The 26,730-nt window shown below is 74.2% G+C and carries 19 protein-coding genes and 4 pseudogenes; 11 read left to right on the top strand and 12 right to left on the bottom strand.

Annotated elements, in window-relative coordinates:
- Positions 1–45: 45 nt before the first annotated feature.
- The 5 genes and pseudogenes from UK82_RS38080 to UK82_RS15560 all read left to right on the top strand — a co-directional run.
- Positions 46–2,639 (top strand): annotated as a pseudogene (locus UK82_RS38080) (molybdopterin oxidoreductase family protein); the annotation flags it as partial.
- A 1-nt stretch (position 2,640) separates the two neighbouring features.
- Positions 2,641–3,507, top strand: a pseudogene (locus UK82_RS38075) (flavodoxin domain-containing protein); the annotation flags it as partial.
- 1 nt (position 3,508) lies between these two features.
- Positions 3,509–4,045: pseudogene (locus tag UK82_RS38070) on the top strand (reductase); the annotation flags it as partial.
- A gap of 1 nt (position 4,046) precedes the next feature.
- Positions 4,047–4,326, top strand: a 280-nt coding sequence (locus UK82_RS38065) for a hypothetical protein (protein WP_255354300.1), incomplete at its 5' end; no start/stop codon positions are given.
- Positions 4,327–4,459: 133 nt separating this feature from the next.
- The gene (locus UK82_RS15560) at positions 4,460–5,611 is read left to right on the top strand and encodes a hypothetical protein (RefSeq protein ID WP_152989908.1); all 1,152 of its coding nucleotides are present in this window, start codon (positions 4,460–4,462) and stop codon (positions 5,609–5,611) included.
- 3 nt (positions 5,612–5,614) lie between these two features.
- On the opposite strand, the gene UK82_RS15555 is transcribed toward UK82_RS15560, so the two are convergent.
- From UK82_RS15555 to UK82_RS15520, 8 genes are all read right to left on the bottom strand, one after another.
- Positions 5,615–7,441, bottom strand: coding sequence for an MFS transporter (locus tag UK82_RS15555; protein WP_396230569.1), 1,827 nt, complete (start codon positions 7,439–7,441; stop codon positions 5,615–5,617).
- A gap of 155 nt (positions 7,442–7,596) precedes the next feature.
- A complete protein-coding gene (locus tag UK82_RS15550; protein WP_055407847.1) occupies positions 7,597–8,070 on the bottom strand; it encodes a MarR family winged helix-turn-helix transcriptional regulator in 474 nt (157 codons plus the stop codon).
- A gap of 73 nt (positions 8,071–8,143) precedes the next feature.
- Positions 8,144–9,295 (bottom strand): phosphotransferase family protein, encoded by a 1,152-nt coding sequence (locus UK82_RS15545; RefSeq protein WP_044885901.1) that lies wholly within the window; start codon positions 9,293–9,295, stop codon positions 8,144–8,146.
- Positions 9,296–9,553: 258 nt separating this feature from the next.
- Positions 9,554–10,228, bottom strand: a complete 675-nt coding sequence (locus UK82_RS15540) for a YqjF family protein (protein WP_055407845.1) — start codon at positions 10,226–10,228, stop codon at positions 9,554–9,556.
- Between the two features lie 83 nt (positions 10,229–10,311).
- Positions 10,312–10,482 (bottom strand): antitoxin, encoded by a 171-nt coding sequence (locus UK82_RS31525; protein WP_009742703.1) that lies wholly within the window; start codon positions 10,480–10,482, stop codon positions 10,312–10,314.
- Positions 10,483–10,585: 103 nt separating this feature from the next.
- Positions 10,586–13,009 (bottom strand): SpoIIE family protein phosphatase, encoded by a 2,424-nt coding sequence (locus UK82_RS15530; protein WP_236705978.1) that lies wholly within the window; start codon positions 13,007–13,009, stop codon positions 10,586–10,588.
- Entirely contained in the window at positions 13,006–13,566 is a 561-nt protein-coding gene (locus UK82_RS15525; RefSeq protein WP_236705990.1) for a biliverdin-producing heme oxygenase, read from the bottom strand. The genes UK82_RS15530 and UK82_RS15525 overlap by 4 nt, the downstream gene beginning before the upstream one ends.
- Before the next feature lie 177 nt (positions 13,567–13,743).
- Positions 13,744–14,373, bottom strand: coding sequence for a type 1 glutamine amidotransferase domain-containing protein (locus tag UK82_RS15520; protein WP_082121960.1), 630 nt, complete (start codon positions 14,371–14,373; stop codon positions 13,744–13,746).
- Between the two features lie 348 nt (positions 14,374–14,721).
- On the opposite strand from UK82_RS15520, the gene UK82_RS15515 reads away from it, so the two are divergent.
- The 3 genes and pseudogenes from UK82_RS15515 to UK82_RS15510 all read left to right on the top strand — a co-directional run bounded on the left by UK82_RS15515 (position 14,722) and on the right by UK82_RS15510 (position 17,150).
- Positions 14,722–15,897, top strand: coding sequence for an SRPBCC family protein (locus UK82_RS15515; RefSeq protein ID WP_173667297.1), 1,176 nt, complete (start codon positions 14,722–14,724; stop codon positions 15,895–15,897).
- Positions 15,898–16,104: 207 nt separating this feature from the next.
- A pseudogene (locus tag UK82_RS42760) lies at positions 16,105–16,485 on the top strand (2OG-Fe(II) oxygenase family protein); the annotation flags it as partial.
- 350 nt (positions 16,486–16,835) lie between these two features.
- Complete coding sequence (locus tag UK82_RS15510; protein WP_044885896.1) at positions 16,836–17,150, top strand: hypothetical protein; 315 nt, start codon at positions 16,836–16,838, stop codon at positions 17,148–17,150.
- Between the two features lie 127 nt (positions 17,151–17,277).
- Here UK82_RS15510 and UK82_RS15505 read toward each other — a convergent pair whose 3' ends face one another.
- From UK82_RS15505 to UK82_RS15495, 3 genes are read right to left on the bottom strand one after another with little or no spacing between them, the layout of a single operon-like run.
- Complete coding sequence (locus tag UK82_RS15505) at positions 17,278–18,150, bottom strand: amidohydrolase (RefSeq protein ID WP_055407843.1); 873 nt, start codon at positions 18,148–18,150, stop codon at positions 17,278–17,280.
- Between the two features lie 25 nt (positions 18,151–18,175).
- Positions 18,176–19,981, bottom strand: a complete 1,806-nt coding sequence (locus UK82_RS15500) for an SDR family NAD(P)-dependent oxidoreductase (protein WP_044885894.1) — start codon at positions 19,979–19,981, stop codon at positions 18,176–18,178.
- A gap of 45 nt (positions 19,982–20,026) precedes the next feature.
- Positions 20,027–22,219 carry an NERD domain-containing protein gene (locus UK82_RS15495; protein WP_044885893.1) on the bottom strand — a complete coding sequence of 731 codons (2,193 nt, stop codon included), beginning with the start codon at positions 22,217–22,219 and terminating at the stop codon, positions 20,027–20,029.
- 820 nt (positions 22,220–23,039) lie between these two features.
- On the opposite strand from UK82_RS15495, the gene UK82_RS15485 reads away from it, so the two are divergent.
- Positions 23,040–23,972 (top strand): alpha/beta hydrolase-fold protein, encoded by a 933-nt coding sequence (locus UK82_RS15485; RefSeq protein WP_052681165.1) that lies wholly within the window; start codon positions 23,040–23,042, stop codon positions 23,970–23,972.
- A gap of 234 nt (positions 23,973–24,206) precedes the next feature.
- On the opposite strand, the gene UK82_RS15480 is transcribed toward UK82_RS15485, so the two are convergent.
- A complete protein-coding gene (locus tag UK82_RS15480; protein ID WP_082121958.1) occupies positions 24,207–24,413 on the bottom strand; it encodes a cold-shock protein in 207 nt (68 codons plus the stop codon).
- Between the two features lie 279 nt (positions 24,414–24,692).
- On the opposite strand from UK82_RS15480, the gene UK82_RS15470 reads away from it, so the two are divergent.
- Positions 24,693–24,878 (top strand): AlpA family transcriptional regulator, encoded by a 186-nt coding sequence (locus UK82_RS15470; RefSeq protein ID WP_044885890.1) that lies wholly within the window; start codon positions 24,693–24,695, stop codon positions 24,876–24,878.
- A gap of 78 nt (positions 24,879–24,956) precedes the next feature.
- Positions 24,957–26,672 (top strand): sodium:proton antiporter, encoded by a 1,716-nt coding sequence (locus UK82_RS15465; RefSeq protein ID WP_236705977.1) that lies wholly within the window; start codon positions 24,957–24,959, stop codon positions 26,670–26,672.
- Positions 26,673–26,730 lie beyond the last annotated feature (58 nt).

Raw genomic sequence — 26,730 nt, 5'->3', positions numbered from 1 at the left:
GTGCGGACATCGCCCGGCTGTCCCTGGTCAGGGAGGGGACCACCCATGACCGCACCCGCCCATCCGGCCCCGACCCGCCAGGACATGGCAGGTCAGGTGCGGTCGGTCTGCTCCTACTGCGGGGTCGGCTGCGGGATGGTGCTCGACGTCGAGACGGGCGACGACGGCCGGCGCCGCGTCGTCAAGGTCGCGGGCGACCGCGACCATCCGGCCAACCGCGGCCGGCTGTGTACCAAGGGCGCCACCAGCGCGGAGATGCTGGCCGCGCCGGGCCGGCTGACCAGCGCGCTCGTGCGCGGCGACCGGCAGGGCGAGCCGGCGGCGGTCGACGTGGACGCCGCCATCAGCCGGGTCGCCCGGGAGCTGCGCCGGATCGTCGACACCCACGGCCCCGACGCGGTCGCGTTCTACGTCTCGGGGCAGATGTCGCTGGAGGCGCAGTACCTGGCGAACAAGCTGGCGAAGGGGTTCGTCGGCACCAACCAGATCGAGTCGAACTCGCGGCTGTGCATGGCCAGCGCTGGCAGCGGCTACAAGCTGTCGCTCGGCGCGGACGGCCCGCCCGGCTCGTACGAGGACTTCGACCACGCCGAGGTGTTCTTCGTCATCGGCGCGAACATGGCCGACTGTCACCCGATCCTGTTCCTGCGGCTGCTCGACCGGGTCAAGGCCGGTGCCCGGCTCATCGTCGTCGACCCCCGGCGCTCCGCGACGGCCGCCAAGGCCGACCTGTTTCTCCAGATCAACCCGGGCACGGACCTCGCGCTGCTCAACGGCCTGCTCCACCTGCTGGTCACCGGCGGTCACATCGACGAGGCGTTCATCGCCGAGCACACCGAGGGCTGGGCGGCGATGCCGGCGTTCCTCGCGGACTACCCGCCGGACCGGGTCGCGGAGATCACCGGCATCCCGGCGGCGGACATCCGCCGGGCGGCGCAGTGGATCGGCGCGGCCGGGGCGTGGATGAGCCTGTGGACGATGGGCCTGAACCAGTCGACCCACGGCACCTGGAACACCAACGCGCTGTGCAACCTGCACCTGGCGACCGGGGCGATCTGCCGGCCGGGCGCGGGCCCGTTCTCGCTGACCGGCCAGCCGAACGCGATGGGCGGGCGGGAGATGGGCTACATGGGTCCGGGCCTGCCGGGGCAGCGCTCGGTGGTGGCCGCGGACGACCGCGCCTTCGTCGAGCAGCAGTGGGGCCTGCCGGCGGGCACGCTGCGCACCGACGCCGGGCGGGGCACTGTCGACATGTTCGCCCGGATGGCCGCCGGCGAGATCAGGGCCTGCTGGATCATCTGCACGAACCCGGTGGCCTCGGTCGCCAACCGGCGCACGGTGATCGAGGGGCTGGAGGCGGCCGAGTTCGTCGTCGCCCAGGACGCGTTCGCCGAGACGGAGACGAACGCCTACGCCGACGTGCTGCTGCCCGCCGCGATGTGGGCCGAGAGCACCGGCATCATGATCAATTCGGAGCGGAACCTGACCCTGGTGCAGCAGGCCGCCGACCCGCCCGGCCAGGCCATGGCGGACTGGCGGCTCATCGCCCGGGTCGCCGCCGAGATGGGCTACGCCGACGCCTTCGCCTACCGCGACGCCAAGGAGGTCTTCGCGGAGATCCGGGCCTTCCACAACCCGCTGACCGGCTACGACCTGCGCGGCGTCAGCTACGACCGGCTGCGCGAGACGCCGGTGCAGTGGCCGGCCGCGGCGGCGGACGGCCCGGCGCGCAACCCCGTCCGGTACCGCAACGACGGGGTCAGCCAGCGCCTCGTCGAACGGCCCGACGGGACACGGCCGCGCCTGGCGTTCGCGACCCCGTCGGGGCGGGCGGTGTTCCATCCGCGTCCGCACCTGCCCGCCGCCGAACTGCCCGACGACGACTTCCCGTTCGTGCTGAACACCGGCCGCGTCCAACACCAGTGGCACACCCTGACCAAGACCGGCAAGGTCGCGAAGCTCAACCGGCTCAACCCGGGCCCGTTCGTCGAGATCCATCCGCGCGACGCCGAGGCCCTCGGGATCGGCGACGGCGACGCGGTCGAGGTCGCCTCCCGGCGCGGACGGGCGGTGCTGCCGGCGGTCGTGACCGACCGGGTGCTTCCCGGGAGCTGCTTCGCCCCGATCCACTGGAACGACCTGTTCGGCGAGTACCTCAGCGTCAACGCGGTCACCTCCGACGCCGTCGACCCGATCTCGTTCCAGCCGGAGCTGAAGGTCTGCGCGGTCTCCCTCATCCGGGTCGCCGCCGCGTCGCCCACCGCGCCGGCCGATCTCCCCGCGGCGAGCGCCCCTCCCGCGGACGCGCGAACCGCGCCGACCGCAGCGGAGACGCCGACCGCAGCGGAGACGCCGACCGCGGCGGAGACGCCGACCGCGGCGGAGACGCTCGGGGAGCTGTTCGGCCTGCGGGCAATCGCCGCGCCGGCCCTCGGCGACGACGAGCGGCGCTACCTCGCGGGTTTCGTCGCCGCCCTGGGCGGTGCGGTCCCGGGGGCACCGGGCGGGGTTCCGGTCCTGCCGCCCGGTTCTCCCCTCTCCCCCGCGCAGGCGGTGTGGGTCAACGGCGCGCTCGCCGGGGCGTTCTCCCGGACCCCCGTGCCCCCGCTCGCCTCCGTGCCCCCGCTCGCCCCCGTGGANGACGCGGAGGACGGGACGGGACCGGGGACGCGGGAGGTCACCGTGCTGTGGGCGTCCCAGACGGGCACCGCCGAGGACTTCGCCGTCACGACCGCCGCCGAGCGGCTCACCACCGCCGGTTGGACGGCGCGGGTGCGGTCCATGGGTGAGTTCTCGCCCGAAGAGCTGCGCGACGGCGGCGACCTGCTCGTCATCACGAGCACCTTCGGCGACGGCGAGGCGCCGGACAACGGCGGCGACTTCCTGGAGTCGCTGTCGGCGCCGGATGCGCCCCGCCTGCCGCACCTGCGCTACGCCGTTCTCGCCTTCGGCGACTCCAGCTACGCCGACTTCTGCGGCCACGGCCGACGCGTCGACGAGCGGCTCGGCGAGCTCGGCGCGGTGCGACTGGTGCCCCGGACAGACTGCGAACCGGACTATGAGCAGGACGCCGCGAGCTGGCTTCACGCCGTGCTCGCCGCGCTGGCCCCCGCGGACCACGGCGCCCCCAGGAAGCCGGCCGGCCCTGCGAGGCCCGCCGGCCCGGAGAACCCGGCGGGCACGGCGCCGGCCACCGTCGCAAGCCGGCCCTCCCGCACCGCGCCGACCGCCGCGCCGCTGATCGGCAACGAGCTGCTCAGCCGGCCCGGTTCAGCGAAGGAGGTGCGGCGGTTCGCCTTCCGCACCGCCGGCACCGCGCTGACCTACGAGGTCGGTGACGCCCTCGGCGTCTGGCCGGTGAACGGCGCCGACCTCGTCGCGGAGTGGCTGGAGCGCACCGGTGCCGACCCGGGCCAGCCCGTGCCCGTCAGCGGGGTGGGCGAGATGCCGTTCGCCACGGCGCTGCGCAGCCACCTGGACATCACGGGGATCACTCCGGCGTTGCTGNGGTTCGTCGCCGAGCGCAGCGGTGACCGCGACCTGCACACCCTGCTGCGCCCGGACAACTCCGACGCGCTCGCGCAATGGACGTGGGGACGCCAGGCGGCGGACGTGCTCGCCGAGCTGCCCGTGCGGGCCGGGGCGGCCGAGTGGGCGGGGGTGCTGCGGCGGCTGCAGCCCCGGCTGTACTCGATCTCGTCGAGCCCGCTGGCCCATCCCGGCGAGGTGCATCTGACCGTGTCGGTGGTCCGGTTCGACGGTCGGGGCGGCCGGGCCCGCGGGGGCGTGTGCTCGACGTTCCTCGCCGACGGACCCGGTGAGGCGCCGGTGCCGGTGTTCGTGCAGCGCTCGGCCCACTTCCGTCCGCCGGCCGACCCGGACACGCCGCTGGTGATGATCGGACCGGGGACGGGTGTGGCCCCGTTCCTCGCGTTCCTGCAGGACCGCCGCGCCCGCGGTGCCCGCGGCCGGACGTGGCTGTTCTTCGGCGAGCAGCGCCGGGCCACCGACTTCTACTACGCCGAGGAGCTCGCCGCGCTGCAGGNGGACGGCACGCTGCACCGCCTGGACGTCGCCTTCTCCCGCGACCAGCGGTCGAAGGTCTACGTCCAGGACCGGATGCGCGAGCACAGCGCCCGGCTGTGGTCGTGGTTGCAGGACGGCGCCCACCTCTACGTCTGCGGCGACGCCAGCCGGATGGCCGCGGACGTCGACCGCACGCTGCGCGAGATCGTCGCCCTGCACGGCGGACTCGACGCCGACGACGCCGCCGCCTACGTCCGCCAGCTCACCGCCGACCGCCGCTACCTGCGCGACATCTACTGACCAGCCGCCGCCAACAGGTCATCACGGAGTGTCAACCACGGTCGGACGCGTAGCGCCCTGGACACTGTCCCGCATCTGACGATGCGGCCGTGGGGTGGGGCCGGGACCCGTGGAGAGGACGACGATGCGCTCGGTGCGTACCCTCATGGCCTCCGCCGCTGCGGCGGTGCTGGCGACGATCCCGATGGCGGGGCCGGCGGCGCAGGCCGCGACCGGCGAGCGGGCGGGGCCGCGGCCGGTGGCCGGCGGATCCGACCAACCGGTCGCGCCGGTCGATCTCGGGTTCGCGCCCGACCTGCCCTACCACTCCGCGGCGGCGATCAACGACCGCGGGGTGATCGTCGGGACCGCCTCCGGCGGCTCGTACGACCTGCACGGCTTCCGCTGGGCGGCGGGGCGGTCGGCGGCGCTGCCGGACGACGCCCCCGGCCCGTCCGAGATCAACAATGATGATCAGATCGCCGGGTTCGTGCCGCACCGGGACAGGCTCAACACCGGGTTCGTGCTCGGCGCCGGGCGCGGCACCGTCGACACCGGCTTTCCGGTCGGCGGCCAGAACGAACGCGGTGAGGTCGTCGGCGCCCTGCCGGGGCCCGACGGGAACAGGCGCGCGGTGCGCTGGTGGCGCGGCCAGACCATCGACCTCGGCGCCCCGCCCGCAACGTCGAGCGACGGCGTGGCGATCAGCGACGGCGGCCAGATCGCCGTGCGGGTCAGCGACGCGGACGGCAACCACGCCCGCGTGGCCCGCTGGGCCGGCGGCCGGCTCGACGCGCTGCCCACGCTGCCCGGTGGGGGCGCGGCCTGGGCGACGGACATCAACAACCGCGGGGACATCGTCGGCTGGGCGGACACCGCCACCGGCTCCCGTCACGCGGTCGTGTGGCTCGGCCGGCGCCTGATCGACCTCGGCGCCGCCCTGCCCGACCGCACCAGTGAGGCGACGGCCGTCAACGACGCCGGGCAGGTCGTCGGGCAGACGTCCGACGCCGGCGGCCAGCCCGGCCACGGTGTGCGCTGGGACCTCGGGCGGCCGCGAGACCTCGGGACCCTCGGCGGCACGACCAGCGTGCCCATCGCGATCAACGACCGTGGGGACGTGATCGGTGACAGCACCACCGCCGACGGCCACCGCTACGGCTTCCGCTGGTGCGACGGCCGGATGACCGGTCTCGGCGATCTCGGCGGCGGGGAGAGCCACGCCGCGGCGATCAACGACCGCGGTCAGGTCGTCGGCGCCGCGCAGCTCCCCGGCGGCCGTACCCGCGCCGTCCTCTGGCAGTGATCGTCAGGAATCGCGGCCCGGCCTGCCCACGCCCTCGCTGCACGGCCTGGACTCGGCGCCCGGACCAGCATCACTACCGCGTGCCGGCCGACGTTGCCCGTCGGCGTCGTCACCGCTATGCGCATCGGGCGCCTCCTCGATGATCCTCTCGGACTGCCGCCCGATCTTTACCCCGACCGGCGGCGCCCCGGGCGCGGGCGGACCGGCCGGGCGGGCGGGGGTGGCGCCGCTCGGCACCGACGCCCCGCGCAGCACCGAGGCGAGGCCGGCGAGCACGCCGAGCACGGCGGCGACCGCGAACACGATGACGAGCCCGTGGTGGAAGGGCCCGGCGAGCAGCTCGGGGAAGAACTCGCGGCCGGTCAGCGTCGCCCGGTTCGCGGACGGCACGGCGGCCAGTCCGCCGCCGGCCGACAGCAGGTGCTCGACCGGGTTCACGCCGAGGACGGTGGCGAACAGCGACGACACCGGCGGCAGCGCGGCGACATCGTGGGCGACCCCCGCCGGCACGCCCTGCGCGCGCAGGCCGCCGTCCAGCGCGTCCGGCAGGGTGGCCGCGAGACCCGCGATCATCAGCGAGAAGAACACGCCGATGGACAGCGCGGTGCCGGAGTTCTGGAACGTCGCGCGCATCCCCGAGGCGGCGCCGCGCTGCTCCGCCGGCACGCTGCCCATGATCGCCGAGGAGTTGGGGGCGGCGAACATCCCGCCGCCGATCCCGTTCAGCCCGATGAACAGGGCGAACGCCCAGTACGGGAAGTCGACGGGCAGCAGCATCAGGCCGACGAAGCTGCCGGCGAACACGGCCATCCCGGCGGAGGCGAGGCCACGGGCGCCGAACCGGTCGGACAGGAAGCCGCAGACCGGCCCGGCGACGAGGATGCCGACGGTCAACGGCAACAGGTAGATCCCGGCCCACAGGGGCGTGTCCTCGTAGTCGTAGCCGTGCAGCGGCAGCCAGATCCCCTGCAACCAGATGATGAGCATGAACTGCAGGCCGCCGCGGGCGACGGACACGGCGAGCCCGGCGACGTTGCCGGCGGCGAACGCCCTGATCCGGAACAGCCCGAGCGTGAACATCGGATCGGGGTGCCGCCGCTCGACGGCGACGAAGGCGGCGAGCAGCGCCACTCCCCCGACGAGCAGGCCGACGACCGCGGGATTGGTCCAGCCCATGGCGTGCCCGCGGTAGGGCTGCAGGCCCTCGGTGACGGCGATCAGCACGGCGGCCAGGCCGACCGCGAAGGTGATGTTGCCCCACCAGTCGATGCGCCGGGGGCCGCCGCGCGGCGTGGCGGTCTCGCGCAGCCGCCGGTACGCCCACACCGTCCCGAACACCCCGACGGGCACGTTCACCCAGAAGACCGCCCGCCAGTCCAGCACGGCGAGCACGCCGCCGGCGACGAGGCCGACGAACTGGCCGGCGAGCGAGGCGACCTGGTTGATGCCGAGCGCGAAGCCCCGCTGCTCGGCGGGGAAGGCGTCGGTGAGGATCGCGGCGGAGTTCGCGGTCAGCATCGACCCGCCGACCGCCTGCAGCACCCGCCAGCCGATCAGCCACAGCGCCCCGCGGCCGGCGTCGAACGGGTCGAACGACAGCAGGATCGAGGCGAGCGTGAACACCGCGAACCCGGCGTTGTAGATCCGGACCCGGCCGAACAGGTCACCGAGCCGGCCCAGGGCGACGACGAGCACCGCCTGCACAAGCCGGTAGCCCATGATCATCCAGAGCAGGTAGCCGACGTTACCCGGGGCCAGCGGGTCCAGGTGGATGCCGCGGAAGATCGGCGGCAACGCGATGAGAACGATCGACCCGTCGAGCGCGGACATGAACACCGCCGCGGTCGTGTTCGCCAGCACCACCCACCGGTAGTTGTCGTCCACACCCGCCGCCGCGACGAACCTCCCCGCGCCGAACCTCCCCGCGCCGAACCTCCCCGCGCCGAACCTCCCCGCGCCGGATGTCCGCGGCCCGGAGGCCGGCATCAGACGCGTTCCGCGAGGCGTTCGAGCAGCGGCGCGGCCGCGGCGAGCTGGTCCAGTTCGGCCCGGGTGAACCCGGCCGACAGCGCCCCGGTGAGCAGTTCGGTGCGCGCGTCGCGGCGGCTGCGCAGCGCCGCGAGCCCCGACCCGGTCGGTGAGAGGATCACCTGCCGGCCGTCAGCCGGATCGCGACGGCGTTCGACCAGGCCGCGAGCCTCCAGTGCGGCGAGGGTGGCGCCCATGGCCTGCGGGCTGATCTGCTCGAGCCGGGCCAGCGCCGCCGCCGTGGCCGGGCCGCCCCGGTCCAGGCGGGCCAGCGCCGCCGACTCGGGCATCGTCAGCTCCCCCGCGGGCTGGGCCTGGCGCAGCCGGCGCACGAGCATCCCGAGGCTCAGCCGCAGGGCGACGGCGATCTGACGGATGTCAGGAAGGACCTCTGGAAGGTCGTCGGGCTGGTCGTCGGGGTCCGAGGGCATTTCATCAGGCTAGGTTGATAAACCTGGACTGACAAAATCTGAACTGCGAGTGTCTGGACTGCCACGCCGGGCGTCAGGCAGCCCCCGAGCCCACGCCGGCGCGGGCCTCGTCGAGTACGCGGGCGAGCAGCCGGGCGGCGAACTGGTCGATCGGCGGCACCAGGTCGGGCGGCAACAGCTCGTACTGGCGGATCAGCCGGGTGACCCGGGCCGCGAGCAGGGTGTGACGCAGCGAGGCGAGCAGGAGGTAGTAATCCATGTCCTCCATCGGCCGGCCGAGGAGCTCGGCGTAGCGGGCCACCGTCGCCGCGCGGTCCGGCAGGCCGGGCAGACGCGCCAACCCGACGCCCTCGCCGAGGTGGCGGTCGAGGTGCAGGAACCAGCCGAGGTCGGTCTCGGGCTGGCCAAGCGACACCATCTCCCAGTCGAGCACGGCCGCGACCCGCTCCCCCTGGAAGATCAGGTTCCCGATCCGGGCGTCCCCCCACACCAGCCGGACGGGATGGCGCTCGGCCGGCGGATGGTCGTGCAGCCAGGCCAGCGCGTCGTCCACCACGCCCCGGGCGGCCTCGTCGACGGCGAAGAACTCCAGGTGACGCTCGTAGGCGGCGAGCTGCTGGACCGCTCCGACCGGGCCGTACTCGGGCTGCCCTGCGAAGTCGAGCCCGAGCCGCTGCGGGTCGAGCCGGTGGATCCCGGCCATCGCGACCAGGCCCGCGTCCCAGACCCTGGCCCGCGCGGCCGGCGCCATCTCGATCATGAAGCCCTGCATGTGGTAGGGCGGGAGGTCGGCGGGCACGTCGCCGTCGACCCGACCGAGCACGACGAACGGCGCGCCGAGCACCTCCGGGTCGAGCTCGTGACCGTACACCGGCGGCACCGGGACGTCGGTGTCGCGGGCCAGGATCTCGGTGACGCGGCACTGCTCGGCGAACCGGTCCCACGGGTAGAGCCGGAACCGCCGCGGCGCCATCCGCACGACCAGCGGCAAGGAGACCCGCTGCCCGTCCGGCCCGATCCGGGTCGCCGGCAGCAACACCAGCTCCCCGGAGAACCCCTGCCCCGACGGCACGGTCGGCTCACCGACCTCCCACCGCACCCCCGCCGTCCCACCACCCGCCGGGCCACCACCCGCCGGGCCGGTGGCATCGGCGGGATGCTCGGCGAGCCAGGCGGCGAGCCGAGCCCGCAGCCGATCCGGATCGGTCTGGAACGGGACGGCCACCGCGCACCCCCTCGCGCCAGACCGGACGGCATGGCGGTCGACCCTCACCTCGGGCGAGACCCGAGGACTGCCCGCGGACGAAAAAATCACACCGAACGGAACATTCTCCCGAGCCAGCCTCCCGCCGACCCCCGCGCCGCGCAAGCACCACAGGCGGTTCCGCGCAACCGCGCCTCACCGCCTGGCCGCGGGGCGCCGCAACCCGCCCGCCGCTGCGCAGGAACCACCGCACCGGCATCGGCGGGCGCGAAACCACCATTACGGTCGCTGCGCTCCGATCCGGACGTCGACGCCCGGCGAGTAGTGCACGAGCGGGTCGCCGGTCGGATGCGGCAGCCCGGCCGCGGTGAGCAGGTGATCGTCGACGTCGAGCAGGTCGGCGCGGTGCAGCGGCCACGGCTCGTGCCAGACCGGGGCGTGGCGGCGCCGCCCGCCGGCGGCGCTGAACAGCCGCCAACGGGCGGTCAGGGAGTGCTCGCGCGGGCCGAGGTCGGCGGCGGCGAACGGCGCACCGATGCGCACCCGCACCCGGCTCTCCGCCGCCGCCGGACGCGGGGCCCGCCGCCGGCACCGGTAGGTGATCTCGTCACCGACCCGGGTCAGCGCCATCGACGACCAGAAGTACGGCAGCCGGAACCGCGTGCGGGCGACGACGACGGCGCCGAGCCGCGCGGCGTCCAGCGAGAGGAACCACACCCCGTGCCGGCCCTCAGCGTCGACCACGTAGGTCCGTACGTTCGTCTCGCAGAACGTCGTCACCGGCCCGAACCCCCGGCCGCCTGCGCTCGCCACCCGCATCCGGAACGGCACCAGTCCCACCCAGGCGGCGCCGTCGAGGACCTCGACCCGCAGGTGCGCGGGCACCAGTCGCGACACCACCGCCGGGTCGAACGCCCAGTGCACGAACGTCAGCTCCGCCCACCGCTGCGTCATCGTGGGTCGCTCGACACGGAACGGGCAGGACCCGCCCGCAGCAGGGACTCCGCCATCCCCCAGGTGGGGGCGGCGGGGGGAGGTCAGGTGCGGTCCTGGATCTCGCGGACGGCGCGGTCGATGTGGTCGGAGTGCTTGTGGTCGGTGCGGTCGTCGACCACGTCGCCGAGCTTGGCGACGGCGGCGTCGATCTTGTCGTCGTGCTCCTCCGCCAGGTCGCCGAGCTTGCCGAGCGCGCCCTTGAAGTCGACCATCGAATGCTCCCCTTCGTCGGATGCCGGGCCCAGGGCCGCGGGCGGGACGCACGGCGTCGTCACCTCCGCGGCGGCCGGGTCGCCGGCACGATCCTGCCGCCGCTCATCCTTCCAGGTGGTGAGGAGCGGTGGCGCCGGAACGGCCACGCCGCCGCAGCAGGAGCAGGGTGGCGTCGTCGTCGTTGTCCGGGTCGCGGCAGGTCCGGAACAGCGAGTCGCCCAGGCCGCGCAGGTCCGGGTGGGCGGCCGCCGCGGAGACGGCCTGGGCGCGCAGCCGCTCGATGCCGACGTCGGGGGCCTCGGTGCGCCGCTCGGTGAGTCCGTCGCTGAACAGGGCCAGCGCGTCCCCGGGCGCGAGGCGCACCTGCGCCGTCCACCCGCCAGCCCCGCCAGCAGCGGCCTCGCCGCCTGTCCCCGGAGGCATCGTGCCCGCCAGGCCGGGGATCGCGGCGCCCACCGGCGGGGCGATCTCGACCTCGACGACGACCGGCTCCCCCACGGTCGGCAGCAGCACCGGCGGCGGGTGACCGGACGAGGCGATCTGCGCGAGCCCGGTCACCGGGTCGGTGACGGCGACGGCGACCGTGGCGATGGCCTCCGGCAGCAGGGCGGCGGCGAGCCGGTCGAGGCGGTGCAGGACGCTGCGGGCGGGCCGCGGGTCGGTGGGGTCGAGGTCGACGACGTAGGCACGCAGGGCGTTGCGCAACTGCGCCATCGTGCCGGCGGCGGCGACGCCGTGGCCGGCGACGTCGCCGACGATGAGGGCCACCCGGCCGTCGGGCATCGGGACCGCGTCGTACCAGTCGCCGCCGACCCGCCCGGCGGCCGCCGGGTCGTACCACGCCTCGATCTCGAAGCCGGGAATCGACGGGAGGCGCTCGGGCAGCAGGCTCTCCTGCATCAGCCGGGCGAGGTCGGCGCCGCGGCGGGCCGGCGGGTACACCAGTCGCAGCAGATGCTGGCGCAGTTCGGCGGCGATCGCGAGGTCGTGGGCCGACCAGGGGCGGGCGCGGCCGCGGACGACCTCGCGCCAGCGGTCGAACGACCGGCGCGGGCTGAGCCGCACCCCGGCGCCCTCCTGGGCGGTCAGCTCCTTGTTGCGCGGATCGCCGCCCCAGTCGACGGTGCGGACGGTCTCCGGGCGGAACCAGGCGACCCCCTCGTCGCCGGACAGTCGGAAGGCGAGGATGCCGCAGGCCACGTCGCGGTGCTCGGCGAGGTGCGGGGCGTCGCGGGGCAGCGCGTCGCAGGCGAGGATGGCGCCCTCGGTGGCGAGGGCGTCGAAGGCCGCCCGCAGCGCCGCGCGGGGCGGGACGGCGCCGAACGTGCGGTACTCGCCGTCGATCGCGACCGCGACCCCGCCGCAGGAGATCAGGTCGGCGAGGTTCGGCCCGCCCGCGGTCAGGACCTCGACCAGCGACGCACCGTCCCCCTGCGCCTCGGCGAGGAGCCGGTCGAGCGCTTCGCGGGTCGCCAGCGTCGCCTCCAGGGTCTGCTCGTTCTCCCGGGACACCAGCCGCAGCGAGAACAGGTGGCCGAGGAACTCGGCGGCGGCGCAGATCTCGTAGCCGGGTTCATGCGGGCCGGAGTAGTGATGGCAGGCGATGAGGCCCCACAACCGACCGTCGCGCAGCAGCGAGATGGACATGGACGCGGTGACGCCCATGTTCTTCAGGTATTCGATGTGGATCGGCGAGACGCTGCGCAGCCAGGCGTCGCTGAGGTCGAGCGGGCCGCCGGTGACCGCGTTCACCGCCGGGACGAGCGGGACCGGCCGATAATCCACGTCCGGGATCAGCCGCAGCCACGACCGCTCATAGAGGGCACGGGCCTGCGCGGGAATGTCCGTGGCCGGATAGTGCAGTCCGCGAAAGCTGTTCAGGCGGTCGAGTTTCGCCTCGGCGACGACCTCACCGTTCCACTCGGCGTCGAACCGGTAGACCATCACCCGATCGAATCCGGTCAGCCGCCGAACCTCCTCGACCACCACGTCGAAGAGGTCGGCGAGCGAACGGGAGCCGTTCAGGCGCAGCACGGACTGTCGGGTCCGTGCGTAGGTCCCGGAATAGGACAGCGGCCGGGCGCTGCGGGCGGGTTGCAGCTCGATGACGACCTGTTCGCCCACGCGGTGCAGCAGGGCGTCGTAACGGCGCAGGTCGTGACCGTCGCCGACGGCGAGGTCGAGCGGGCTTGCCTCGCGCAGGTCGAACGCGGTCCGCACGACGTCACGCACGGCCTTCGCCGCCGAGGCGCCGACGAGCTCCCGCAGCGGCCGGCCGACCGCGGCCGCGGCCTCGTGGCCCAGGGTCTCCGCGGTGTTGGCGGAGACCTGCACCACGGTGAGGTCCTCGTCCGCGCGGACCGCGAGCAGCACGCCATGGGGCTGCACGCTGCCCGGGATGTGGATGGGCTCGCGGTCGCAGTTCGTCAGGTCCACGGGCTCCGGCCGCGGCATCTCCGAGGGCGGCATCCCCGACGACGGCATCCCCGACGACGGCATCCCCGTGAACTCGCCGGCGCCACTCACCGGGCGAATTCCGCCTCGAGGGCGCCGAACAGGGCCGCCGCGGCGCCGGCGCAGGCCTCCACCCGCGCCGCCTCGCCAGCCGTCGCGGCGCGGATCGCCTGGCGGACCTGGCTCCAACGCCGGCCGACCTCGTCGCCGTAGGAGCCGAAGAACGCCGTCGCCGCCGGCGGCACCGCCGTCGTCACGACGTGGCGGACGATGAACCGGCCGCCCAGCGTGGCCCCCTCGAATACGTACAGCACACCCATCGCCGCCGCGATGTCGTCGACCGTCGGTACCCGGGGGCGCGGCCGCGCGGCGAGGGCCGCGTCATCGACGCCGAGCAGCCGCAGATCATGCCGCAGCAGCGGCACCTTTCGCCGCGACGGCCAGTCGGGCAGCGGCGAGCCGGCGCCGGTCAGCATTTCGTCGAGCCGCGGCTCCAACGCGTCATAGTAACCGTGCATCCGCATCAGGACGTCACGATAACGACTGACCGAAAGGTCAGGCGACAGCAGCTCGAGTGCGCTTTCGAGCCGGGTATGTGCCGCGGCCGTGCTCCGCCGCAGCACCGCCATCACATCGGGAAACGCCGGAACGGAACCGCCACCGTCGTGCATAGCGATGCTGCCCCTCAGTACTCGTCGCACTCGGATTACTGCGATATGGCGTCACCTTCGCCTACCGACAGCATACCGGCGCCGAGGTGACCGCCGTGGGGCTTGGCAACGATGCGAGGACCCCGCACCACGGCGTCAGCGCAGCTCGTCGGCGGTGGTGCGGGCGGCTTCGGTATCGCCGGTGCCGGTCGGGCCGGAATGCTGCTGGCCGGCGGGGCGGACGTGGTCCACGATCGCCGCACAGAAGGCCTTCAGATCATCCGGGCGCCGGCTGCTGATCAGCGTGTTCACTCCCGCGGTGTCGAGGACGACCTCCTCGTCGACCCAGTGGGCGCCGGCGTTGACGAGGTCGGTGCGCACACTCGGCCAGCTCGTGATCCGCCGGCCGCGCACGACCTCGGCGTCGATGAGCGTCCACGGGCCGTGGCAGATCACCGCGACCGGCCGGCCGGCGTCGAAGAAGGCCCGGGTGAATCGGACGGCGTCGCGCTGCGAGCGCAGGAAGTCCGGGTTCGCGACGCCGCCGGGCAGGATCAGGGCGTCGAAGGCGGCGGGGTCGGACTGGTCGACCGTCTCGTCGACGTCGAAGCGGTCGCCCCGGTCGAGGTGGTGGAACGCCTGGATCTTTCCGGGGGCGGTCGACACGAGGACCGGCTCGCCGCCGGCATCCCGGACGGCCTCCCAGGGCTCGGTGAGCTCCACCTGCTCAACGCCGTCGGGGGCCACCAGGAACGCGATGCGGGTGCCCGCGAGATCCTTCGTCATCAGCGTGCTCCTCTCTCGTCCGCTCTTGTCTGCTCTCGTCTGCTCTCGTCCGCGGTCTGCTCTCGGCAGCCCTGCCCGGCCTCGGCCCGGTTACGCAGGTCCGCCACACAACGATCCGGCGGTGACTCTGAGAAACATCACGTTGACGCATGGCCCGACAGCTCCGGCGACCGACCTTAATTTATTACAGAAAGCGACACATCCGCTCCTGTCGGAATGACGACTCATCCCGGAGCATCGGCCATTGAAGACGGCCACATACGATTTCCTCCGACCGGGACATATGATCTTGGGCCGCCGGTATGGCGGGTTCTCCAAGACATGTCCGCCGCATCAGGGAGGCATCCGATAGACCGCAACGAGCTCATCGACCTGACTCGACGGGCGCTCAAAATCGTCACCGACAAGACAACGGACATGACGCCCGAGGAGCGGCGTCAACCGGCGGCCGTGTACACGGAACGGGAACGCTTCGAGGCTGAGCGGGAACTCGTCCTGAACTCGCCGCAGCTCGTCGGCTACCGGTCCGAGCTGCCGAACCCGGGAAGCTTCTGCACGAAGACCGTCATGGACGTTCCCGTGCTGTTGACCCGCGGGTCGGACGGCATTGTGCGAGCCTTTCAGAATGTGTGCGCCCATCGTCAGGCGCCGGTCGCGCAGGGCTGCGGCGAGGCCGAGCGGTTCGTCTGCCCGTATCACGCGTGGACGTACGACAACCGCGGCTGCTTCGTCGGCGGCCCCGGCCGGGAGGGCTTCCCCACCACGATGGCGGGCGGCGTCCGCCTCACCGAGCTGCCCGCCGCCGAGCATTCCGGCTTCCTGTGGGTGGGCCTGCGGCCGGACGCCGGGCCGCTCGACATCGGCGCCCACCTCGGTGATCTCGGCCCGGAGCTCGAGTCCTGGAACATCGGCAACTGGGCGCCGATCGGCGAGAAGACCCTCGATTTTCCGATCAACTGGAAGCTCGCGCTGGACACGTTCGCGGAGAACTATCATTTCGCGACCGTGCACAAGGACACGTTCGCCCTGTTCACCCGGAGCAACTGCGCGCTGTTCGACTCCTACGGCCCGCACCATCGGCTGGTGTTCCCGATGCGTCACATCGGGGATATCGCCGACCAGCCGGAGGAGAGCTGGGAGCCGCTACACAACTTCGTGGTGATCTACGCGTTGTTCCCGAACATCGTCCTGTCGTGCACCGTGGCCAACGGCGAGGTGTTCCGGGTCTACCCCGGCACCGGTCCGGGCCACTCGGTGACCTACCACCAGAACGCCACCCCGATGGATCTCACCGACGAGGCGACCCGCAAGGCGGCGGACGAGATCTTCGAGTACGCCCACAGCACCGTCCGCGACGAGGACTACGTCCTGGCCAGCGACATCCAGCGGACCATGGCGACCGGCGTGCGCCCCGAGCTGGTGTTCGGCCGCAACGAGCCCGGCCTGCACCACCGGCACGCCGCCCTCGATGCCGCCCTCGGCACCGCTCTCGGCCAGCCGATCGCCGAGCCGCTCGGCCGCTGACCCCCGCGCGGGCGCCCCGCCCCCGCCCGCGCCGCCCCGGTCCGTCGCTCACCGCGCACGGACCGGGGCGCCACGCCCGTGTGCCATGAGGTTCCACCGAACCGCGCCAGGCCACTCGCCCGCAAGCCCAACGACGATCTGCGACATGTGGATGTAATGGGCGGGATCTAACGTGCTGGACGCCGAAGTCGCCGGGTGAGTCAAGGGATGCCGATGCCGACCCAGGACGCGGAGACAGCCCTCGCCCGGCTCGCCGGGATGCTGATGTCGGCGTTCGCGCAGGCCCTGGGGCTGCCCGAGGACTACTTCGCTGGCCGCACCGGCCGGGCCCCGAACGTCATGCGGGCCAACCGCTACCTGCGCCAGCCCGGCTTGCCGGATCCGGCGCCGGGCCAGCTCCGGATGGGCGCCCACACGGACTACGGCGCCTGCACGATCCTGCTCGCCGACGACATGCCCGGCCTGGAGATCCTCGGCCCGGACGGGGCGTGGCACGGGGTGCGGCCGGTGCCGGGGGCGTTCATCGTCAACATCGGCGATCTGCTCGCTCGCTGGACGAACGACCGATGGCGCTCGACGCTGCACCGGGTCGTGCCGCCACCCGGCGCGCTACCCGGCGGAGACGGTCGCCGACCACCTCATGGGCAAGCTGCTCGGCCCGCGCACGCTGACCCCGTCCGCGGCGACCTCGACCAGCACCGACCGCCTCGCCACCTGACCGCCGCCCCCGCGCGGGGGACGGGTCGGCGCTCGCCCTGGCGTGATGAACGTCAACGCGAATCGCCGGGCGCGCCGGGAACTCCGTCGGCGACAGTCCGCCGGGGACGCCCGCGGCCAGCGGTTTCCGCCGAGGCACTGGTGCGGCAGGGCCGCCGGTCCCCGGCGGGCACGACCTTGGGCCCCCGGCGGGTGCCCGGCGGCGGCGTAGCGTGCCGTGTATGGCATCGGTACCCACTGCACCCGTCGTCGCGACCGGTCTCGTCGGAGGCTATTCGGCCGCCCGTCTCAGCGGGCGCCGGGAACTCGCCGGCGTCGTCCTCGCCGTCGCCGGCGCGGTCTGCGGACGCACCTGGCTGCGCACCCGCGGTCCCGTGGTGACGGGCGTGCTGCTCGGCACGTACACGGCAGCGTTCGGGGCGGCTCACCCGCTCGCGAAGAAGCTCGGAGCCTGGCCCTCCGTCCTCACCGTCGCCGCCACCGCCACCGCCACGACCTACCTGCTCGCCGACCGTCCCACCGCCTCCTCGAACTGACCGCGCCTGCTCGAACTGACTGCGCCTGCTCGACCTGACTATGCCTGCTCGACCTGACTACGCCTGCTCGAACTGACTGCGGACGAGCGCCGCGCCGCGGGGCCGCCCGCGGCCGGCGCCGTCCCGCTCAGCAGCGGTAGACCCGGGCGGCGTTGGCGGCGAACAGGCCGTCGCGGGCCGGGGCGGCAAGCTCGTCGACGAGCCGCGCGTACGTCCCGTACAGGTCGTCGAAGCTGCCGAACATGCCATCGACCGGGAAGTTCGACGCGAAGAAGCAGCGGGCCGGGCCGAAGACCTCCAGGCTGTGCGCCACCCACGGCCGGAACGACGCGACGTCGATGCGGTGCAGCGTCATCGCCAGCCCCGACAGCTTGAGGTGCACCCGCGGGCCGAGCCCGGCCAGGCGGGCCAGGCCGTCGCGCCACACCGTGGCGTGCTCCGGGTCCTCCGCCAGCGGCCAGCCGGTGTGCTCGACGACGACGGTGAGGTCCGGGAACGCGGCGAGCGCCGCAGCGGCCGCCCGCATCCCGTCCGGATGGACGACGAGGTCGTAGACCAGGCCGCGGTCCCGGAGCGCGCCGAGCAGGGCGTGCCCGGTGTCGGTGTCGAGGTCGAGACCGGCGCTGGCGCGCACGCCACGGAGACCCGGCGCGCCCGCCTGGGCGTCGAGCTGCGCCACGATCCCGGCGGCGCCGTCCCGCCCGTCGACCCCGCCGATGATCGCCTGCGGCTGGCCGGTGGCCTTGGCGAGGCGGGCGATCTCGGCGGTCTCGGCCACGAAGTGCTCGGGCGCGGCGGTCACGTGCACGTACGCCTCGACGTTCCAGCGGCTCGCCTCGGCGAGGTACGTCGACTGATCGAACGGCCGGCGCATCCGGTCGGCGTCGGGCATGCCGACGGCGGCGAGCGAGGCGTCGGCGGCGAGGAACGGGTACCACTCGGTGCGCGCCGGATCCCAGTGGTGGACGTGGGCGTCGACGACCCGTTGCGGATGTTCCACAGCAGCCTCCCGGGGACGGGGCCGATCAGCCGAACGGTGCGAGGGCGTCGCGTAGCACGTCGTCGATCCAGGGGCCAGGTTCGGCCCCGGCCAGCGACGCGGTGACGGCCGGCGCCGGGTGCGCGCGCAGGCCCAGCCAGCCGGGCCGGACGACGAGTTCGGCGCCGGCCAACGGCGCCGTGTCCGGCGCGGCGACGAGGCTCGCCACCAGCTCGACGAGCCCGACGCGGTCGGCCGGGTACGGGCTCTCCGCGCTGACCGCGAACTCCAGCAGCCTGCCCCCCGAGCCGCCGGCACCGTCCGGGCCGCCGGCACCGTCCGGGCCGTTGGAGCCGTCCGGGCCGTTGGGGCCGATCGGGCCGGACAGTCCGGGCCCGGCCGGGGTGATCGGGGTGTCGTTGACGGAACGGGCGAGCTGGGTGACGGCCTGGGCGGCGCTGCGGCCGCCGGGGGTCAGCGCGGGCACGACATGCACGACGCGCAGTGCCCGTCCGGTCGCCGCCACGTGCCGCGCGGCGGCGCGGGACCACGCGGCATGCCCGAGGATCGTCGCCGCCGTCCCCGCGTGGCTGGTCAGGATCGCGTGCCAGTCCCCGCCCGGTTCCCCGCCGGCGCTGGTCGCGTCGGCGCCGTGGATGACGACCACGGCGTCGAGCCCGGCCCCCGTGCCCGCCGCGGCCCGGCGGATGCCCTGCTCGGCCGCGGCGAAGCCGGCCGCCGCGTCGCCGGTCCCGGTGTCGCCGACCGGCGCCGCGACGGTGCTGTAACCCCACGGCGCGAGCGCCCCGGTGAGCTGCCCGGTCAGCGCGCGATCGTCCCCGACGACGAGGCAGGCCCGCCCCGCCGAACCGGCCGGCCCGACCACACCGACGGAGCCGGCCGGTTCCGCGGAACCGGCCGGCGCGGCCGAACCTGGAGGCGCGGCTACGAGCGGGGCGGAGCGCGGGTTCGAGCCGCCGGTCGAGCGCTGCTGCGCCTGCGCCGGCGCCAGCACCGGCCGCACGAGCGCGCCCAGCGCGGCGGCCGCGCCCGCGCCGCCCGTCGCCACCGCCTCGACCAGGCGCGGCGGCGCGATCAGGGACAGCTCCGAACCGGCGGAGAACAGCACCCGCCCGCGGCACCAGCCGAACTCCTCACTCGCCAGGCGGGCGGCGGCGGGAGCCATGTGTTCCGGCTGCGGCATCGCGGACAGGTCGAGGCCGCGCGGATCGGCGCCGGCGGCGACGAGGCCCTCGGTCACCATCCGGGTGGCGGCGATGGGCGACAGCGCGTTCACCGCCACCCCCGCCGGCAGGACCGGACCGAGCTGCCAGGTCAGGGCGGCGACGGCCCGCTTGGCGCTGCCGTAGGCCGGCCCGTCGACCGAGGTCCGCGCCAGCCCGACGCCGGAGGTGACGCCCACGATCCGGCCGTACCCGCCGGCCGTCATCCACGGCAGCGCGGCGGCCAGCAGGTTGAGATATCCGCCGAGGTGGACGCCGAGCACCGCCGCCCAGTCCTCCGCCGAGGCGTCGGCGATGCGGGGAAAACGCAGGATCCCGGCCGTGTTGACAACGATGTCCAACGAGCCGAACCGGGCGACCGTCTCCTCGACGAGCCCCCGCACGGCGTCGGCGTCGGTGACGGAGATCGGCGCGGCGACGGCACGCCCGCCCTCCGCCTCGATGCGCCGGACGGTCCGCTCGGCGCTGCGCTCCCCCAGCGGCTCGCCGCGCAGGCCGTCGCCGCTGTCCAGCACGACGACGGTGGCGCCGCGCCGGGCGAGCTCCACCGACACCGCCGAACCGATGCCGCCCCCGCCACCCGTCACGATCGCCACGCGGTCCCGCACCCGGCCGACCTCCCGTCCATTCCGTCAGGTGACGCCGCTCACACGCTAGGAGCGCGACGATTTGTCGTCAACGCGGCGGCTGGCCCTGCCCGCACCCGCGCCAGCACCGACCGGCTCCCGCAGGCCGACCCAGAGGCTGTCGCGGGCCCGCGTGAGGGCGACGTAGAGCTGGCGGCGTTCCAGCACAGCGCGCTCGCGGTAGGCGTCGTCCGACTCGGTGGCGCGTCGCGGGCGCGGGAAGCGGTTGCGGTCCGGGATGTACACGCGGGCGAAATCCAGGCCCTTGGATCGGTGGTAGGTGCCCACCTTCACCGCATGAGACGTCGTCCCGTCGTACCTGGACAGCGGCACCGCCGGGATGCCGGCTCCGAGCAGGATGCGCTCCCAGCGAGCGGCCGCGTCGTTGGTCGGGGCGAGCAGGGCTATGTCGCCGTAGCGGACCCCGCGGCCGTCGTGGGCGTCGACCAGATCCGCGCGCAGCGCCGCGGCCTGTTCGGCCGGGCCGGTGACGGCGACCTCGTCGATCTCACCACCGGGACGGTCGATCTCGACGTCGCGCCGGCCGCGTTCACCGGCGACGTCGAGGTCGTCGAAGCTGTCCCCGGCGACCACCTGCTGGGCGTAGCGCAGAATCGCCTCGCGGTTGCGGTAGTTGCGGGCGAGCACGGTGGACCGCCCGACGACGGACACGCCGGCCTCCGCCAGCGTGAACCCGCCGGGGTAGACGGACTGCTGCCCGTCCCCGACGACCAGCAGGCCGTCCTGTCGGTCGCCGACGAGGGCGTGCAGCAGCTGCAGGCCGACGCAGGTCAGGTCCTGCACCTCGTCGACGATGACGGCGTCGAACTCGCCGCCGGCGCGCTCCCTCGCCAGGTCGCGGGCCAGCAGGAGCACGTCGCCGCGATCGAGGACCCCGCGGGCCGTCCGCAGCCGCTCGTAGTGCTCGTACAGCTCCCACACGGCGCGCCGGTGCGTCGGCTGCAGCGGCATGCTGCGTCCGATCCGGGCAAGCTCGGCGTACTGCTCGAAGCCGGTCAGGCCCCGGCCCTTGATGACGGTCGCGATCTCGTCCCGCCAGTACCCCGGTTCCACCCCGGAACGGCCCAGGACCGACGGGAGGCCGACGCGCCCCCACGCCAGCCAGAAGCAGTTGTCGGCGATTCCCTGCTGGTAGCGGGCACGCTCGCCCCGCTGCTCGAGATGGCGAACGGCGAGAGCGTCGACCGTGGTGAACTCGATCCGGCCGACATGCTCGGGGGCCATCCGGGCCAGCAACGCCCGGTTCACCGGCCCGAGGGTGCGGACCAGCGAGGTGAACAGCACCCGGTCCCCGCGGGCGGCCAGGTACTTGGCCCGGTGCAGCGCGACGACGGTCTTGCCGGTGCCCGCCGCGCCACGGATGCGGGCCGGTCCGGACGAGCGGCGGCAGACCAGCCGGGCCTGCATCGGATGCAGCCAGGTCATCCACGCCTCGATCGGCTCGCGGGCCGCGGCGTCGACGAGCTCCCGCCACAGCTCGTCCCGGCTGAACAGCTCGTCCCGGCTGAACACACCGTCCGCGTCCGCTGCCTGCCTGGCCGGCGGCGCCGTCGCAGCGGCGTCCGCGGCAGCCTCGCGCATCGGCGGGCACGCCTCGTCCAGGCATGCCAGCACCCGCTCCACGACGGCGGGTTCCAGCCGCAGGCCACGCCGCACCAGGTTGCGGGTGAGATCGAGTTCGCCGGTGACCTGCACCCGGTCGAGCTGCTCGGTGCCCCGCCGCCCCACGAGAACCAGCAGCGGCACCACCTCGGTCGGCGGCAGACCGGCGTCCGCCAGCACCTGCTCGACGGCCGCCGTCTGATCGGTCAGCTTGCGCAGTTCGTCCTCGGCGTCCTCGTCGCCCCGCCACAGCCGGCCGCCGTCGACCCTGGCCTCACGCCAGTTCTTCACGTCCACCACGAAGACGCCGCCCGGGCCGACCACCAGCACGTCGATGTTGGCACGGCGGGTGCCGGGCCACCGGCGGTCCGGCAGCACCCGCCACCCGGCGTCGTCCATCCCGACGAGCACCCGGACGACGTCGCGCTCTCCTCGCGCCCCCGCCTCCCAGGCCCGGCGGCTGCGGCGTAGCTCGCGGAGCAGGTCGGTCAGGTGCTGGATCTGCCGTTGGACGCCGTCGATCTCCATCCCGATCAGGACGGCCTGACCGAACGCCGACGGCTCGGCCTGGGGCACGCCCGACCGACCTGGCGACATGTCATCTCCTCCCCACCGAGAGTCACCAGGAATGGTATGCCTATGTTGGCTCTTTAGCGGCGTTTGCCGCCGATGGCGTCCTGTAGCTGCCACACTCCGCGGCCGCACATGGGGCGACCGCACATGGGGCGACCGCACATGGGGCGGCCGCACATGGGGCGGCCGCACATGGGAAGGAGGGTGCGGCGACGGCGGTTCCACCGCGGGCGCCGCGGTCTACCGGCGACCCGGTCAGGGGCCGGCCTGGACGTTCGCGGTCACGTCGCCCAACAGCTCACCGAGACGCTCCCAGGCGGCGTGGGCGGCCGCGGCGTTGGCGCCGGTCGGCGGGCCCGCGGCGAGCAACTGGACGGTCTTCACCGCCGCGTACAGGTACATCGGGCGGGCCCGCCAGACGGTGAGCTGCGGATAGGTCTCATCCAGCGCGCGATGGGCGGTGCGCCGCAGGGGGATGTCGGGGTTGCGGCGGCCGAGATCCATCCGGTGCAGGATGGTCACGGCCGCGTCGATCTCGTCCGGGTCCGGCCGCCAGGCGCCGGTCCGCAGCGCGGCCTCGGCCTCGGCCAGCGCCTCAGNGGCGGCCACCGCCGGATCGCCGCCACCGAAGGGCACGGGCGGCGGGGCCCAGTCGTCGTCATCATCGGTCACCCGACCACGGTCCCTCACCGACACGGCTCTGGGACGCCGAGTGACGAGGCCCATAGCGGACGAAGAATGCACTGAATTCGGCGTGCACAGCGTGCACGCCGCGCGGTCCGGCGGGTAGGTCACGTCGGCCTCACGGGCTGGCCCGCACGGGCCGGATGGAATGATCGGCACCATGCGACCGAGCAGGCGAGCCCTCGTGATCGCGGCACCGGTCGCGGCGGCCGGCGCCGTCGCCGCCGGACTCGTCGCCGGCGGCGTCGGCCGCTCCTCGACCGCCGACGGGCCCGGCGCGGCAGAGCCTACGACGCCCTCCGCCGCCCGGCGTGCCGGCCCCGAGAGCACGGCACACGGCGCGGCGTCACCGGTCGCGGCGTCACCGGAGCCGGCCACCGGCCCGGCCGTGGTGACCGCCACGACGTTCACCAGCGCAGCCCGGGGCCGGCCGGTCACGATGGTCACCGTCACCCCGGCGGGCGGCGGGCGCGGCCTGCCCGTGTGCCTCGTGCTGCACGGGCGGGGCGACGACGCACGCCGCGCCGTCGGCCTGTTGGGCCTCGACGGCCTGCTGCCGGCCGCGATCGGAGCGGGCGTGGCGCCGTTCGCCCTGGTGACCGTGGACGGCGGCACGACCTACTGGCATCGGCGGGCCGCCGGCGACGATCCGGAGGCGATGATCCTCGACGAGATCCGGCCCCGGCTGGCCACGGCGGGCCTGCGCACGGCCCGGATGGCGGCGCTGGGCTGGTCGATGGGCGGATACGGCGCGCTGCTGCTGGCCCGGCGCCATCCCGACCTCGTGGTCGCGGCGGCGGCGAGCAGCCCGGCGATGTGGCGCAGCTACGGCGCCAGCGCCCCCGGCGCGTTCGACTCCGCCGCCGATTTCGCCGCGCACCGGATCCTGGGGACCGCGCCGGCGCCGGGGGTGGCGTACCGGATCGACTGCGGCGACGACGACCCGTTCGCCGCCGTCTCCCGGCAGGCCGTCGCGGACCTGCGGCCACAGGAACACAGTCTCGGCCCGGGCGGGCACACCCCGACCTACTGGCGCGCGGTCGCCCCGGCCCAGCTCGCCTTCGTCGGCGCCGCCCTGCACCGATCCGCCTGAACCTGGGCTGGCCCGAACAGCACCGCGGAACGTGCCGAACTGGCGGTGGGCGGTATCGGACGGCCATCCGCGCGCGCCGGTGTGCCATCCGCGCGCCGTCGGTGCGACGCCGAGACGGGCGGCGGGCGGCGGGCCGTGTGCGCCGGTGAGCACGCGGCCCGCCCGAGCGGCCCGTCCAGTTCGCACCCGGCGCGGCCGGGAGCCGTGGGACGGGCGGCCCGTGAGAGCCGCCAGCTAGGCGATGGCCTGGACCTTGGCGGCCTGCAGACCCTTCTGGCCCTGCTCGATGTCGAAGCTGACGCGCTGCCCCTCGTCGAGGGACTTGAAGCCCTCGCTCACAATCGAGGAGAAATGGACGAAGACGTCGCCGCCCCCACCGTCCACCGAGATGAAACCGAAGCCCTTTTCGGCGTTGAACCACTTCACGGTTCCTGCTGACACAGTCGCTCCTCTACTGTTCCTGCCGCGGCGCATCCACACGACACACCGCCGTACTTCCGCCGACCGGATCCGCTCCGGTCGATGGCTCGTGCCATCCTGAAGGTGACCGGCGGCACCAAGAAGAGCAACGTCGGCCAGCGTACCCGCATGCGGCGCGTACGCCGAGCGGAACCGACCGTCCGCGGTGCCGTGCACGCCCGTCCGTGGTCCCCGGCGCGGGCGGGGCAGGGCACCCCGGCGGCGGCGGCGGGGCGTGCCGTTGTCGCATAGCATGACGGTATGGCGGTAGACGATCTGTGGACCACCGCCGATATCGCTCATCGGCTGTCGATTTCGGCGCATCGCGCCCGTGGGCTGTGCGCCCGCGACGATTTCCCCTCCCCCATCCACTCCGTGGGCCATTTCGTCCTGTGGCGGGCGCGCGACGTCGAGGCCTGGCTGACCGAGGGCCGTCCTGATCTCTGACGGTCCCGGCCGCGCCGCCGGTGTCCGTCGGTGCGGGTCGCGCAAGACCGGGGACAGCGCGTGCTGGAGGGGCGGCACGTGCCGGAGGGGCGGCATGTGCTGGAGGGGCGGCATGTGCTGGGAGAGATAGCCTTCGGGCTGCTCGGAGTCGCACTCGTGGTGACGGCCGCCCTGACGGCCCGCCGGTTCGGCCTGCCGGCGCCCGTGCTGCTGGTCGTGGCGAGCGCGGTCTACGCGCTGCTGCCCGGGCCCACCGTGCGGCTCGAGCCGGACCTCGTCCTCGCACTGATCATTCCACCGCTGCTCTACTCCGCCGCCCTGAGCTCAAGCCTGGTGGAGATCCGCGCCAACCTGCGCGCGGTGGTCTCGCTGTCCGTCCTGCTCGTCGTCGTCACCGCGGTGGTCACCGGGGCGGCGCTCGTCGCCGTGGTGCCGGGCCTGTCGTTCGCCGCCGCCTGCGCTCTCGGGGCAGCGCTGGCGCCGCCCGACGCGGTGTCGGCCCTGTCGATCGGACGGCGGGTGGGCCTGCCGGACCGGCTGCGCACCGTCATCGAGGGCGAGAGCCTCTTCAACGACGCGACGGCGCTGACCCTGTACACGGTGGCGGTGGCCGCGGTGGTCGACGGACGGTTCGACGTCCCGCTGGTCGCCGGACGTTTCCTGCTCGCGGTCGTCGGCGGGCTCGCCGTCGGACTCGCCGTGTCCTGGCTGATCGGCCAGCTCCGGCGGCGCATCGAGGACCCCGTGACCGAGACGACCGTCTCCCTGGCGACACCCTTCGCCGCCTACGTGCCGGCGGAGGCGCTGCACGCCTCCGGGGTCCTCGCGGTGGTGACCGCGGGACTGATCCTCGGTTCCCAGTCCCGCAGCCTGCTGTCCGGGCCCGCGCGGCTGCATGCGCGCGCGGTGTGGCGGCTCGTGGACCTGCTGCTGGAGGGCTTCGTCTTCCTGCTGATCGGCCAGCAGCTCGCGGCGGTCATCCCGGCGATCGGTGACTATCCGCGCTCGACCGTCGCGGCCGCGACGGCGGTGACGGTCGGCGCGATCGTGCTGGTCCGGCCGCTGTGGCTGCTGCTACCCGCGATGCTGCCCACCCCCGAGACGCCGCCCACTCCCGAGACGCCGCCGACCCCCGAGACGCCGCCGACCCCCGAGACGCCGCCGACCCGCTCGCGCTTCCTGTCCCCCCATCCGTACCTCTCGACCCGCGAACTGGTGGCGCTGTCCTGGTCCGGGATGCGCGGAGTGATCTCCCTCGCCGCGGTCTTCGCGCTGCCGCTGTCCGTCGACGGGACCGGGTTCCCGCATCGGGACCTGCTGGTGTTCTGTGCCTACGTCGCGGTGCTGGTGACGCTCGTCGGCCAGGGGCTCACCTTCGGACCGGTCCTGCACCGGCTGGGGGTGCGGCCCGACCTCGACGAGGGCCGGCGGCAGCGCGCCCGCGCCCGGGTCGCGGCGGCCGACGCCGGCCTGCGGACCCTGGCCGCTCTGCATGATCGCGGCCAGCTTCCCGACGATCTCATCCTGCGCCTGCGCACGGTCGCCGAGGAGCGCAAGCGGCGCAGCGAGGACAGCCTGCGCGCGCTGAAGCGCGCCGACGCCGGCCGGCCCCCCACCGCGAGCCTCACGGAGGCGTTCAGCCGGGTCCGCCGCACGATGATCGAGGCGGAACGCGACGAGCTCCAGCTCTGGCGGGACACCGGCCACCTGTCCGACGCCTCCCTGCGCCTGCTCGAGGACGAGCTCGATCACGAGGAGGGCGCGCTGCCCCCGCCGCAACTGCCGCCTTCCTAGACCGTGCCCGCACTGGCCGTGTCCACAGGCAGCCGTGTCCACCGGCAGCCGGGTCCAC

Source organism: Frankia sp. ACN1ag, assembly GCF_001414035.1.
Taxonomy (GTDB): Bacteria; Actinomycetota; Actinomycetes; order Frankiales; family Frankiaceae; genus Frankia; species Frankia torreyi.
Note: the sequence above shows the minus strand (reverse complement) of the source record. Positions and strands in the feature narration are given on the sequence as shown.